Source organism: Chryseobacterium sp. MFBS3-17 (assembly GCF_020687745.1).
GTDB lineage: Bacteria > Bacteroidota > Bacteroidia > Flavobacteriales > Weeksellaceae > Marnyiella.
Window position 1 is genome coordinate 40048 of the sequence record NZ_JAJEWK010000010.1, and the last position, 12720, is coordinate 52767.

General features: G+C 46.1%; 14 protein-coding genes. 3 read left to right on the forward strand and 11 right to left on the reverse strand.

Going from position 1 to position 12720, the window contains the following annotated elements; all coding sequences use genetic code 11:
- Nucleotides 1-345 precede the first annotated feature (345 nt).
- Nucleotides 346-1971 carry an L-glutamate gamma-semialdehyde dehydrogenase gene (gene pruA, locus LKO26_RS07930; protein WP_227587321.1) on the reverse strand — a complete coding sequence of 542 codons (1626 nt, stop codon included), beginning with the start codon at nucleotides 1969-1971 and terminating at the stop codon, nucleotides 346-348.
- A 247-nt stretch (nucleotides 1972-2218) separates the two neighbouring features.
- On the opposite strand from pruA, the gene LKO26_RS07935 reads away from it, so the two are divergent.
- Together LKO26_RS07935 and LKO26_RS07940 are read left to right on the forward strand one after the other, a co-directional pair.
- Complete coding sequence (locus LKO26_RS07935; RefSeq protein WP_227587322.1) at nucleotides 2219-2815, forward strand: Crp/Fnr family transcriptional regulator; 597 nt, start codon at nucleotides 2219-2221, stop codon at nucleotides 2813-2815.
- Nucleotides 2815-4026 carry a hypothetical protein gene (locus LKO26_RS07940; RefSeq protein WP_227587323.1) on the forward strand — a complete coding sequence of 404 codons (1212 nt, stop codon included), beginning with the start codon at nucleotides 2815-2817 and terminating at the stop codon, nucleotides 4024-4026. The genes LKO26_RS07935 and LKO26_RS07940 overlap by 1 nt, the downstream gene beginning before the upstream one ends.
- 249 nt (nucleotides 4027-4275) lie before the next feature.
- On the opposite strand, the gene LKO26_RS07945 is transcribed toward LKO26_RS07940, so the two are convergent.
- The 10 genes from LKO26_RS07945 to LKO26_RS07990 all read right to left on the reverse strand — a co-directional run bounded on the left by LKO26_RS07945 (nucleotide 4276) and on the right by LKO26_RS07990 (nucleotide 12180).
- A complete protein-coding gene (locus LKO26_RS07945) occupies nucleotides 4276-4830 on the reverse strand; it encodes a fasciclin domain-containing protein (RefSeq protein ID WP_227587324.1) in 555 nt (184 codons plus the stop codon).
- A gap of 125 nt (nucleotides 4831-4955) precedes the next feature.
- The gene (locus LKO26_RS07950; protein WP_227587325.1) at nucleotides 4956-5246 is read right to left on the reverse strand and encodes a hypothetical protein; all 291 of its coding nucleotides are present in this window, start codon (nucleotides 5244-5246) and stop codon (nucleotides 4956-4958) included.
- A gap of 65 nt (nucleotides 5247-5311) precedes the next feature.
- Entirely contained in the window at nucleotides 5312-5503 is a 192-nt protein-coding gene (locus tag LKO26_RS07955; protein WP_227587326.1) for a hypothetical protein, read from the reverse strand.
- Nucleotides 5504-5665: 162 nt separating this feature from the next.
- Nucleotides 5666-6433 (reverse strand): ABC transporter permease subunit, encoded by a 768-nt coding sequence (locus LKO26_RS07960; protein WP_227587327.1) that lies wholly within the window; start codon nucleotides 6431-6433, stop codon nucleotides 5666-5668.
- The gene (locus LKO26_RS07965; RefSeq protein WP_227587328.1) at nucleotides 6430-7143 is read right to left on the reverse strand and encodes an ABC transporter ATP-binding protein; all 714 of its coding nucleotides are present in this window, start codon (nucleotides 7141-7143) and stop codon (nucleotides 6430-6432) included. Before LKO26_RS07965 ends, LKO26_RS07960 begins: the two co-directional genes overlap by 4 nt.
- A gap of 169 nt (nucleotides 7144-7312) precedes the next feature.
- The gene (locus LKO26_RS07970) at nucleotides 7313-8557 is read right to left on the reverse strand and encodes a nitrous oxide reductase family maturation protein NosD (protein WP_227587329.1); all 1245 of its coding nucleotides are present in this window, start codon (nucleotides 8555-8557) and stop codon (nucleotides 7313-7315) included.
- A 7-nt stretch (nucleotides 8558-8564) separates the two neighbouring features.
- Complete coding sequence (locus LKO26_RS07975) at nucleotides 8565-8975, reverse strand: nitrous oxide reductase accessory protein NosL (RefSeq protein ID WP_227587330.1); 411 nt, start codon at nucleotides 8973-8975, stop codon at nucleotides 8565-8567.
- A 26-nt stretch (nucleotides 8976-9001) separates the two neighbouring features.
- Complete coding sequence (locus tag LKO26_RS07980; protein ID WP_227587331.1) at nucleotides 9002-9592, reverse strand: hypothetical protein; 591 nt, start codon at nucleotides 9590-9592, stop codon at nucleotides 9002-9004.
- A gap of 55 nt (nucleotides 9593-9647) precedes the next feature.
- The gene (nosZ, locus tag LKO26_RS07985) at nucleotides 9648-11648 is read right to left on the reverse strand and encodes a Sec-dependent nitrous-oxide reductase (protein ID WP_227587332.1); all 2001 of its coding nucleotides are present in this window, start codon (nucleotides 11646-11648) and stop codon (nucleotides 9648-9650) included.
- A 40-nt stretch (nucleotides 11649-11688) separates the two neighbouring features.
- On the reverse strand, nucleotides 11689-12180 hold the full coding sequence (locus tag LKO26_RS07990; protein ID WP_227587333.1) for a c-type cytochrome: 492 nt from the start codon (nucleotides 12178-12180) through the stop codon (nucleotides 11689-11691).
- Between the two features lie 149 nt (nucleotides 12181-12329).
- Between LKO26_RS07990 and LKO26_RS07995 the strand changes: the two genes are divergently transcribed.
- Nucleotides 12330-12710, forward strand: a complete 381-nt coding sequence (locus LKO26_RS07995) for a c-type cytochrome (RefSeq protein ID WP_227587334.1) — start codon at nucleotides 12330-12332, stop codon at nucleotides 12708-12710.
- Nucleotides 12711-12720: the final 10 nt, after the last annotated feature.

Here is a 12720-nt window from a genome sequence, read left to right on the forward strand (position 1 = left end):
TGGCCCTGTGAAGAAAGGGTTTAATTCCAACGTAAAAGTAAGTGAGATCGGAAATAATTATGGAAAACTCACTTTAAGCGGTCAAATCTCTTCTACCAAAAACAACAGTCCATTCGCAATAAAAAAAGCAGACAACAGTAGTACCCCAAGGACTTCGCTACAGTTAAATTATACGATTGATTATTAGTAGACAGCACTGAGGCAATATTATTTTGTTTATGAAGATAACAAAGTAAAATTGTGGTCACCTTCTTTCCTTTTTTAAATCAAATTTTCGTTGCTCCTTCTTCCCACAAAAAATCCGCCTCTCACGAGACGGATCTTTCATATTTCCGGATCTGATGCTTAGCCCAGATAAGGATATTTGTAGTTCTTCGGTGGTACGAAGGTTTCCTTTACCGAACGTACGGACACCCAACGCAGCAGGTTCATTTTGGATCCCGCTTTGTCATTGGTTCCGGAGGCACGGGCACCGCCAAACGGCTGCTGACCCACTACCGCACCGGTAGGCTTGTCATTGATATAGAAGTTACCGGCTGCATTTTCCAGCGCGTTATAAGCTTCTTCTATCGCGTATCTGTCTTTGGAAAAGATGGATCCGGTAAGGGAATACGGTGAGGTTTCATCTACCAGCTTCAAAGTTTCTGCCCAGTTTTGATCTTCATACACATAAACAGACAGAATTGGACCGAAAATCTCCTCACAAACCGATTCATATTTCGGATTGGTGGTCTGAATCACGGTAGGCTCTACAAACCAACCTTTGGAATCATCACATTTTCCGCCGAAGATTACGGTAGCATCCGCAGCATTCTGCGCACGCTCTATGTATCCTTTGCACTTGTCAAATGAGTTCTGGTCAATCACCGCATTCACAAAGTTGGACGGATCTTCCGGGGAACCCATTTTCACCGTTTTCAGTTGTGCGCCCACAGATTCTTTAACCGCATCCCAAAGAGATTGCGGAATGTATGCGCGGGAAGCGGCAGAACATTTCTGTCCCTGATATTCGAACGCGCCCCGTACCATAGCCGTAGCCACTTCTTCGGCATTGGCAGACGGGTGCACCATGATGAAGTCCTTACCACCGGTTTCGCCTACAATTCTGGGGTATGTTTTGTATTGATGAATATTGTTCCCGATTTGCTTCCACATGCTCTGGAAAACACTCGTAGATCCGGTGAAGTGAAGTGCCGCAAAATCCGGATGTGCCAGCACTTTCTCTGCCGTTTCCTTGCCCGGAGTAAAAATCATATTGATCACGCCAGCAGGCAATCCGGCTTCTTCCAGAATGTCCATGATGATTTTGGCCGAAAGAATCTGTTTGTCGCTCGGCTTCCATACCACCACATTCCCCAGCATGGCCATACATGCAGGCAGGTTACCGGAAATTGCGGTAAAGTTAAACGGCGTCACGGCAAAACAGAAGCCTTCCAGCGGACGGTACTCGGAGCGGTTCCACATGCCGCTGTCTGAGATGGGCTGTTCACTGTACATTTCGGTCATGAATTCTACGTTGAAACGCAGGAAATCAATGAACTCACAGGCGGCATCAATCTCTGCCTGGTGCACATTTTTGGACTGGCCTATCATGGTGGCCGCATTCAGGCGGTCTCTGTACGGACCTGCAATCAGGTCTGCTGCTTTCAGGAAAATCGCTGCACGCTGCTCCCAGCCCAGTGCATTCCACTGCTTTCTGGCAGCCAGAGCGGCATTTATGGCATCTTCTACATGCTGCATATCTCCTTTATAGTAAAATCCGAAATCGTGCTGATGATCCTGCGGCGATTTCAGGTTTACTTTCTGATCGGTGGTGACTCTGGTACCGCCGATGACCATAGGAATTTCAAACTTTTCCTTCCACATTTCCTTATAAGTGGCGATGAGTGATTTCACTTCGGCAGAGCCGGGTTCGTAGCTTCTTACGGGCTCATTTACGGCGTAAGGCACCTGCGAAATAGCTTTTGACATATCAATTTAGTATTAGTGATTAATTCTGAGATTCGCACAAAGTTACGACTTTTACACCAACGGAAAAAATACTTTCCGGACCGAAATTCCCGAACCCAAATTTCGCCGTCCGGTTTTAAGCATCCTGAAATTCTCATTCTCAGATTCGTAATTTTTAACCCTTATAAATAATGATAATATTCAGTTTTAAGGATTTTTACCCAGGTACAAACAAAAATATTTCGTACTTTTGAGACAAAGCTATATTATGTTTACGAAAGAAATTCTGCAGAAAAGCAAAATTCCGCACCACACCCTCCGTAAAAAAGACATCCTCTTCCGCGAAGATCAGAGAGCCACTCAGCTCTTCTATCTGCTGGAGGGAGAAATCACCATCTATAACACGGATTCTGAGGGTAAAGAATTTCTCATCAACCGGGTAAACGACCATCATTTTCTGGGTGAACCGCCTTTTTTACTGGGCGAAAGATATCCTGCCAATGCCCTTATTACCAGTGAAACGGCCGTCATTTACAGCTTTACAGATGAATTGTTCAATACGTTTATGGTGAGCAACCCGGATCTGCTCATCCGTTTCACCCGCGAGATTGCCAAAAAAGCCTTTGAGAAAACCATTAAACTGAAATCCATCGTACACCAGTGCCCGCATGAGCGCATTTTGAATTTCCTGAAAAATCACAAGCGCAGCCTGGGCCTGGAACCGGAAACCAAAACCATCATAGAAGTCACCAGAAAAGAAATGGCCAATTCTATCGGCCTGGCCGTGGAAACCGTGATCCGCACCGTGAAGAAAATGGAGCGCGAACAGAAAATAGAACTCATCAATCATAAAATTTACTTCTGATGAAAAAAACCTTCTTGCTGAAGTTTTCCGTATTTAATTTCCTCATTGTGGCGCTGCTGGGCGTCATGATGCGCTATAAAATTGTATTCTCACTGCCGCTTCTGAACCAGAAATATGTGCAGGAAGCCCATTCGCATTTCGCTTTTTATGGCTGGACTACCCATGTGATCTATGTTTTGTTGCTGATTTATCTGGAGAAAAATAACCCTCAGATTACACTCAAAAAATATTACCGCCTCATCCTGATCAACCTGGCGGCGTCATTTGCCATGCTGGCCACCTTCCTCTACGGCGGCTATTTCTGGGGATCCATAGCAGCATCGGCAGTGGCTTTGCTGGTGAGTTTCGTCTTTGCCGGTTTCTATTACAGAGATTCGCGGTTCATCAGTGATCCGTCCAAAATCTGGTTCAGTGGCGGACTGGCTTTTGCCATCCTCTCGGCAGCGGGCGTGGCCGGACTGGCGTACACCTCCGGCAGCAAGGTTGTTTCTCAGGATTTATATCTGGCTTCACAGTATTATTATCTGCATTTTCAGTACAACGGATTTTTCATTTTCAGCTGCATCGGGTTCCTGCTGTATTCCATGAAGGAAGCCGGAGCCGCTATCAGTGCACGCCAGAACCGATTGATTTTCTGGCTCATGTGCGCCGGCTGCATCATCGGGTACGGATTATCTGTGCTGTGGCTGAAAATGCCGGCATCGGTCTTTGCCCTTATTGTACTGGCCACGGTGGCCCAGACGGTGGGTGCGGTGTTGCTGTACCGGTTTGTGAAGAAGAACTGGACGCCGCTGGTCCTGAAATGGTCGGCGATGCACCGATTTGTGCTGATCTTCGCCGGATTTGCCTTCGCTGCTAAAATTGCACTGCAACTGGGTTCCAATATTCCGGCTATCAGTCAGTTTGCCTTTGGCTTCCGGAATGTGGTCATTGCGTACCTGCATCTGGTATTGCTCATGTGCATTGCCACCTTCCTGCTCAATCAGGTGCTGGCCACCAATTATTTCACGGTGAGCAAACCACTCTTCACCGGACTGAAAATATTCCTGCTGGGCATTTTCCTGAATGAGTTTGTACTGGGGCTGATGGGGGTTTTCTCCATCAGATACATTGCGGTGCCGTATGCCAATCACATGCTGCTGTATATCTCAGCTTTGATTTTTGTGGGACTGTTGTGGCTGCTCCTCTCACTCCGAACTCGGAAAGCTTAACCCCGAAACGGTTTCATTGCTTTGAATTTTAAAGTTCCAAAACCGTTTGGAACAAGACTTTTACATCTGTACCGCATCTCCAATCCCTAAGTCTCTAATCTCTAAGTCTCTAATTTCTAAGTCTCTAATCTCCACTCTCCCATCTCTAATCTCTAATCTCTAATCTCTAAGTCTCTCATCTCCACTCTCCAAAAACGTGCAACCCCCGAAGTCTTCCGGAGGCTGCCACATTAAACAAAACACAAAAAACTATTCGGGGAGCAGCACCTCATCTATGGCATAGACAATGCCATTGGATGCCGGTACTGTGGCTACAATTTTCGCTTTACCGTTGATCACCGGTTTACCATCCTGCAGGGTAATGGTAATGCTTTTACCGTTGACCATCCCCAGGCGCAGGCCATCCGTCATCTGATCTTCCTTAATCACGCCCACGTAGGTATGATAGCTCAGAATTTCGTTCAGGTCATCGGCCTTATCCGGTTTTAGGAGTCCATCTACCGTACCGGCAGGCAGTTTGTCAAAGGCAGCATTGAGCGGTGCAAACACTGTAAAAGGTCCCGCATTGCTCAGGGAAGTAGCCAGGTTGGCAGTTTGCACGGCAGTAACCAGGGTAGAAAGGTCCGGATTTTTCACGGCCAGTTGCACGATATTGGGGTTGGAAACCTCGTCTACGATTCCGTCTTGCCCGTGGAGGGTTGCTTCTGCCACGTCACCGGAGGGTGCGGTGGGTTTGGATTCATTCTGGGAGCAGGAAAGCAAGGCGAAACCCAGCATTCCGAGGATTAAAACTGACTTGTTCATCGCTGTAAATTTTCAATAAACTTACCGCCTTTACCCCACCCTTCCGTATGACCCCGGTCATACTTAACCCCCTGAGGGAATGAGATTTGTCATGCAAACACTGCAAGATTTAAAGTGTGGGAGGGTTAGGTTTTGGAACTTAAAAGTTCAGCAAGTGTAACGGTGAAAGGTTTTGCAGAGGAGCGGTGGGTTTCGAATTTGGCAAGCTCCCGCAGATTAAATTTCAGACGGTCAAAATCAGATGCTGCTTCACCTTCAATTTCATAAACGAGATAGAACTCACCTTTTGGTTCCGGATAATCTTTACGGCGGAGATCATTAACTGAATAAACCTTAGCCCCTGCGGATTTCAATTTATAGATTCTGGAGGTCTCCAGTTCATTTTTACCATGCAAAACGAGATATTTCGCATCCATATTTTCTTTGGTAAGTGCAAATGATCCTTTGTCTGTTCCGCTTCTTAAATTGTAAAGATTGTGTTTTATGATCCAGTCCAGATGTTTCTGATCCTTCCACCCTTTAATATATTGGCTTCAGAAAGAATCAAAATTGGCGGATATTTTTTATTATCATGTATTAAATCATAGGTAGATGAATGTCTACCTACTTTTAAATCTGGATTTTCGTCAATATTCCTGACTGCTTTTAACAATTCTTCTCGTGTAAAATTCATGGTTTCGCTATTAGTTGGAGAATAATTATTCTAAATGAAAATATATCCTCTATCCCACAAAAATAACAATAATTTCCAGTTAAAAAACTAAATTGTAATGCTTGACCCCACAAAAAAACAGGCGCCGGGCACCTGTTCGTAAAATGGGATGCCGCGCTGCCGCTACAAATCCTTCTTATTGAATTTCAGCAGTGAATACACAAACGGAACGATGGCCCAGATCAGCAATATGGTGAGGGATATGCCCATGCCGCCGCCGGAGCCAAACACCTGCTGAAAAACCGCCCCGGAGTAGCCCAGCATGGCCGAAATATTGAGCTGCAGCAACACGAAAATACGGGATAACCCAATGGGATTAAGCCCCGCCAGCGTCGCCATTACGCCCTCTATGGGATAGTCTGCAAACTGGAACATGAGCACCAGCAAAATGCCGTCGTAAATGATGGCAAAGAACAACCATATGAAAATGGAAATCCCGATGCCCTTCGCCCGGTCCCGCGTAAGGATGGCCGCCAGCATGGCAAAAGAGGTGAAAATAACCGACAACAAAACGCCGCAAATAATGAGCGAAAAGCCCGTTTCTACAGACGCATACAGGAAAATGGGAATGCCGCAGCCCAGCAGAAAAGCCAGTACCAGCGCGGTAGAGAGTCCCAGAAAAATATTGAACCACACCCGGCTGCGCGCCACCGGCTGACTGAGCAGCAACTCTATGAACTGACCGCTGTTATACACATAAATGGTAGAAAAAATAATGCTCACCAGCGGCACCACCAGCAAAACCACATTCAGCAGGCTCAGCGTGGCCTTGGTATAATTGCTCTCCAGCCCCAGCACCGACCAGGAAATAATGAACAGCAACACGGTGTAGAAAATGACGATTTTGTTCTTTAAAATATCAAAAAGGATAAAACGGGCAATTTTGTTCATTTCTTCATTTCTTTTAAAATACTCACAATAGACTCAGAAATCCTGGCGGAATTGCGCTCAGACATCATATCTTCCACCGACTGCTGTACAATGATTTTTCCTTCGTTCATAAATACAATTTCACTCACAATATCATCCAGCTCACTCAGCAGATGCGAGGTAATGATGATGAGTTTTCCCTTATTTTTTTCTTTGATGATTTTGTTTTTCAGAATCTCAGACGCCAGCGGGTCCAGTCCGGCCGTGGGTTCATCCAGAATAATGATTTTCGGGTTGAACATAAACGCCAGCACCGCACTTACTTTCTGGGTGGTTCCGCCGGAAAGGGTTCCCATTTTCTTGGGGTACAGGGTTTCCAGCTCAAAATCCCGAAGCAGTTCGGTATCCAGTTCATCCTCCGGCACATTGCGGGTATCCTGAATCATTTTAATGGTCTGCTCAATGGTCATATTCTCCGGATAGCGACCTATTTGCGGCATATAGCCTATCTTTTCGCGGTAGCGGAAATGGTCCCGCACACTTTCGCCATCTACCATGATGTCGCCGGTTTCTATGACATTCAGCCCCAGAATGGCCTTGATGAGGGTGGTTTTCCCGCAACCGTTGGGACCAATCAGCGCTACGGATTTCCCATTGGTGAACGTCAGATTCATCCCGTCCAGTGCGGTGAATTTACCAAATTTCTTGGTTAAGTCTTTTACTTCTATCATATTTCTGGTCTTCTAATCCTTCCGGTTGTATTCAAAATAAAACTACAAATCTCCTGTCTCCAATCTCTCTGTCTCCTTTCTCTTGTCTCCAATCTCTCTGTCTCCTTTCTCTTATCTCCAATCTCTCTGTCTCCTTTCTCTTATCTCCAATCTCTCAGTCTCCCATCTCTTATCTCTCTGTCTCCAATCTCCACTCCACCCTTCTCATGAGCGGCTGTTCATCCACAAAATTTTCGGGGGTAAGGCTGGGCACTATTTTCTCGGTTTTATCCAGCAAATCCACAAAGAACGTACGGAAGAGCAGCATGACGGACGGATTGTTTTCTACCAGTGCTGAATAGAGGCTGAGCGGGTGATACGGCACATCGCCAATTTTATCTTTGTCCAGATCATAACCGCTGTACTTGTCCCAGTAATTCCGGCGGAAATCATTCATGGTCATGGTTCCGGTGGTGCTCACATCAAATACATTATTGACGAAATTATTATTCACAATCCGGTTTTCCATACAGTTGGAATTAATTTTCATAGCCCAGCCGTTGTCTTCCAGATTATTCCGGAAGAAATCTATTTTGGTAGCGCCGTCCATAAAGATGGCGGTGGTATTGTTCTGAAAACGGTTGTGTTTGATTTTGCTGAAAGAAATATCCTTCAGGAGCAGTCCGTAATTGGCATCGCCCCAGTTATTGATGAAACTGTTGCTCACCATGCCCACATTATTGCTGTACATCACCGCCACACCGGCATTGTTATTATCAAAGGTATTGCCCACGTACACATCATCATTAGACGACATGAAATGCAGGCCGTACCGCAGATTTTTCTTGGCATAGTTGCGGTAAATATAGGAGTTGATCACTTTTTCCAGGTAAATTCCGTCCCGCTGGCCTTCTATATAGTTGTTTTTAATCCAGATTTCATCACTCACCCAGGCGTGGATGCCGTCTCCGATCCGCTCCTGAGAGGTGGCCCGGTTAGAAATGATTCTGTTATTCTCAATCAGGCAACGGTAGCCGCGCTGGATGTAGATTCCGAAATAATTATTCTCAAAAATATTATTGGCAATGGTGGTAAACCTGCTGTTGTACAGGCGTATGGCGCCAATATTTTTAATCTGATCCTCGCCGGAGTTGATGATTTTAAACCCCTTTACCACGATGCGGTCTGCGCGCAGCGAGAGAATTTCGTATTTCATTTGGCCGTCCAGCACAGGTCTGCCCACCCCGATTAGAGACAGCGGATGGTTAATGCTGATATTGCCTTCGCGGTAAACACCGCTGTGCACCATAATACTGTCGCCACTTTTGGAAGCGGCAACCGCCTGGCTGATGGATTTGTACGGTTCATTTTTCCCGACTTTCAGCACGGCAGACGATGCCAGAAAAGGGAGGAATAAAAACAACAATCTGATCATGATAAATTTAGTTGATGATACTGGCGCCGGTGGCCGCTGCGGCAGCTTCGGCAGCACTCCTGTCTTTGAAGGCCTGGGTATTTCCGCCCATAGGAGACCGGATTTCGCCGCCTTTAATGAGGGTTGCCTGGTCTTTTTCCATAAACTGACCGGTGGGGAAATCGGCCACATAGGTTTTGCCGGCAGTGGCTTTGTCCGGGTTGGAACCTTCGTACATGGTCATGCAACTGATGTCATCAAAAATATAAACCCTGCCTTTGGAGGTGATGAGTTGCGTGGCATATTCCGGTGCGGTGATGGTCATTTTACAGTTTTCACACTGGTCTTTGCCCACAGTAATTTCCTTCGGACTGCTTTCGGTGCAGGACACCAGAGCCAGTGCAGCGGCGGCAGGAATCAGATTTCTGAAAATTTTCATAGTAGTATTTTTTTGTGTTAATGAATTTAAACCGCAACGGTACGGCGGCTGCGGTACTCTGTAAAGGCTAAGATAACCAAAATAACGGCAACGCCAAACATAATTCCGCCACCGATATTCGGCCAGGAATAGGCTTCAAAATTCAGGAGTTGCTTGAAGCCAATCAGTGGCGGTTGGTAAGTCATGCCCGGCACCTGTATGGCGGCCTGCGGATCCAGATTATGGCCATAATCATACTCCCAGAGCCAGAAATCTACCATAAACGCCACCCCGAAAATCATGAACAGCACGGTAAGGACATACAGCCAGGACTTTTTGTTGAGGTACGCGGTGAGCAATGCCAGCAGGGCAAAAAATGCCAGGATATACGGCAGCACGCGGAACTCCCAGAAATCCTCCTCATGAATGGTTTTCATGCCGATATAGTGATTCAATCCATTGATGATTTCATAGTCACCGGAGATTTTATGAGACCACAGATACATGGCCAGACCTTCCGGATACTGCGGTGCAACGAGGTAAATGGACCACAGCGGCACAAAAATAGAAACAATGAGGGCAATACCGCAGAAAATGAGCAGCGATCTGGTTATTTTTTTTAAAGATTTCGTTTTCATTGTTTTTTGAATTAAAAAGGGCAGATGAATCTGCCCTTTTATGAATGGTATTATACTATTTGGTTTCCCCTTCTTTAACAGGACTTTGAGCATTGTCCTTTTTATTATTCAGGTAATAAATAAGCGGCGTATTGCTGCCTGCCGGCGATACTCTTACGTATCCCTGCATTTCCTGGTGCAGTGCACTACAGAAGTCGGTACAGTACATGGGGTACATTCCCGGTTTCAGCGGAACCCACTTCAGTGTGCAGGTTTCACCCGGCATGATCAGCAGTTCTGCATTCTGTGCTCCTTTGATGGCAAATCCGTGCGGTAAATCCCAGTCCTGCTCCAGATTGGTCACGTGGAAGTAGACCTCATCTCCTACCCGGATTCCTTCTATATTATCTGGTGCAAAGTGCGAACGGATGGAAGTCATGTACACATGTACCTTGTTGCCTTCGCGTACTACTTTGGCTTCGGCCTCGCCTTTGGTCACATACGGGTGCTTATTATCTCCGATGTTAAAGAATTTCACCTGATTTTTGGAAATCATCTCGCCCGGCAGTGCCTGTGCGTAATGCGGTTCTCCGAAGGTAGGGAAATCCAGCAACAGTTTCATTTTATCACCACTGATGTCATAGAGCTGTGCCGACTGTGCCAGTTCGGGACCGGTAGGCAGGTATCTGTCTTTGGTAATTTTGTTATATGCTACGAGATACTTACCATAAGGTTTGGCAGAGTCACCACCAGGAATCATCAGGTGACCTACGGAGTAGAAAGTAGGCTGTCTGTCCAGCACGGTAAGGTCTTTCAGGTTCCATTTCACCACTTCAGAAGACACAAACATGGAGGTATAGGCATTACCCTGACCGTCAAACTCGGTGTGCAGAGGGCCTAATCCCGGCTTCTGAACTTCGCCGTGCAATGCTGCTTCATATTTCAATACAGTAACACCGTCATATTCCCCACTGAATTCTTTATTGGCAATGGCATTCTGAATTTTATCAAAACTGAACACCGGAATCAGTGCCGCCAGTTTCCCGGAACCCACGATGTACTCACCGGTAGGATCTACATCACAACCATGCGGAGATTTCGGACAAGGAATCAGGTACATGGCTTCCTTCATATCCTCCACAGACAGTACGATCACTTCTTTTTTCATGGTTGATGTAGCCATGTGGGTATGTTCATCATACGTATTATGCGCATAGTCGGTCACTACTTTTCTGCCTTTTCCGGCTTTCACCATTTCTTCGGCTTTTTTCCAGTTAACCGCCATAATGAAGTCTTTGTCATTCTGTGAAGCGTTCACCTCCAGCAATGTATTGGCTTTCTCTGAGTTGTAGCAGGAGAAGAAGAACCAGTCACCTGATTTTTTCTTGCCGGCATGTGAAAGGTCAAAGTTAATCCCAGGAGCTTCAATCTGGAAAGAAAGATCCATCGCACCGGTCTGCTGATCGATTCCGATGAATGACAGCACACCTTTGAAGGTTTCTTTAAAGGAATCAATAGGCACGTCACCATTTACATCATCTGTAGGAACGGCGAAACGGGTACCAGCCACCACATACTCTGTATTTTCTGTAAGGAAAGGCGAAGAGTGATTTCCTGCGGAGTTCGGCAGTTCCAGAATCTCCACTGTTTTAAAGGTTTTCAAATCAATTCTGGCTACGCGGGGCGTGTTGTTGGCATTGGCAAAGAGCCATCTTCCATCTACCTCACCTTTGGTTTGGGAAAGGGAAAGGTGGTGCTGGTCGTCCCAGGGGATAAATCCGTGAGAAGTTTCCAGCATAGGCTTGGTTTCTTCGCTGTATCCGTATCCGTTTTCGGGATTCTGAGAGAATACAGGAAGTACTTTCAGGAGTCTGCCGCTGGGTAATCCATAGACATTCACCTGCCCGTTGAAACCACCGCTCACAAAGTTGTAGAACTCGTCGTATTTCCCCGGTGCTACATACACGCGCTCTGCAGCATCACCACTCACTGCGGTTTCTGTACCTTTTGGTTTACAGCCCGTAAGGGCAGTTAAGGCCACAATGGTGCTGAGTCCAAATAATTTAAGACTTTTCATTATATTGATTTTAATTGGTTTTTAGTCCGTAGCGGCGGTGTTATTTAGCACCATCATTCTCTCTCATGAACTCCAGGATGGATCTGGCTTCATTATCTGCCAGTCCCTGGTTCGGCATTCTTACCAGACAAAGTTCCAGTTGTTTCTGCAGCTCAGGATCCACATCAATCATCGGATCGGGATTAGAAATGAAGTTCATAATCCACTCCGGGGTTTGTCTTTCGGTAACACCTTTCCAGCCAGGCCCTACCAGTCTTTCATCTGTAGTTTTGTGGCAGGACATACATTTTACATCGGCTACTTTTTTACCTTCAGCTGCAAGAGCAGGATCAAAAGTGCTGACGTCCACATTTTCGTGTTTACCAATTCCGCGTTTCGGATCATAGTCTGCAGGACCACTTTCAGCAGCAGGAGCTTCGGTAGCCGCAGCAGTACCGTCGGCGGTAGGAATGGTGTCTGTTTTTTTGTCTCCGCCACATGAAAATAACACGCTGGTGAGGAGAGCGCAAGCAAGAATTTTTAAGGTATTCATATCAATTTCTTTTTTTGTTAACCCAAAAGTATCAAGATTTGCCGGATGACGAGTATGACTACAGTCATACGCTTTATATGACATTTATCGTCATATTTGTGAGCATAAAGTCCCGGTAATTCGGTATTTTTGATCAAAATAAATTTAATATGAAACGATTGACAGCAATTTTAGCAGTATGCATACTTGCATCGTGTGGTAAAAACAATGTAGAACCTCAGACAGAAGTGAACCAGATGCTGGAAGAACCGGTAGCTGGTGCCGCAGAAGCAGACGCCAGACATCCGGGTCAGGCACTTGTGGAAGGTGCAGACTGCCTCACTTGCCATAAAGTAGACAGCAAACTGATTGGTCCCTCTTATCAGGACGTAGCCGCAAAATATACCGAGGCAGACATTGACCAGTTGGCCACCAAAATTATAGAAGGCAGTGTAGGCGTATGGGGCGAAATTCCCATGACCGCACACCCGGGCATGAGCCCCGAGAATGCCAAGAAAATGGTAGAATACATTCTGACTCTGAAACAATAATCCGGTTCGC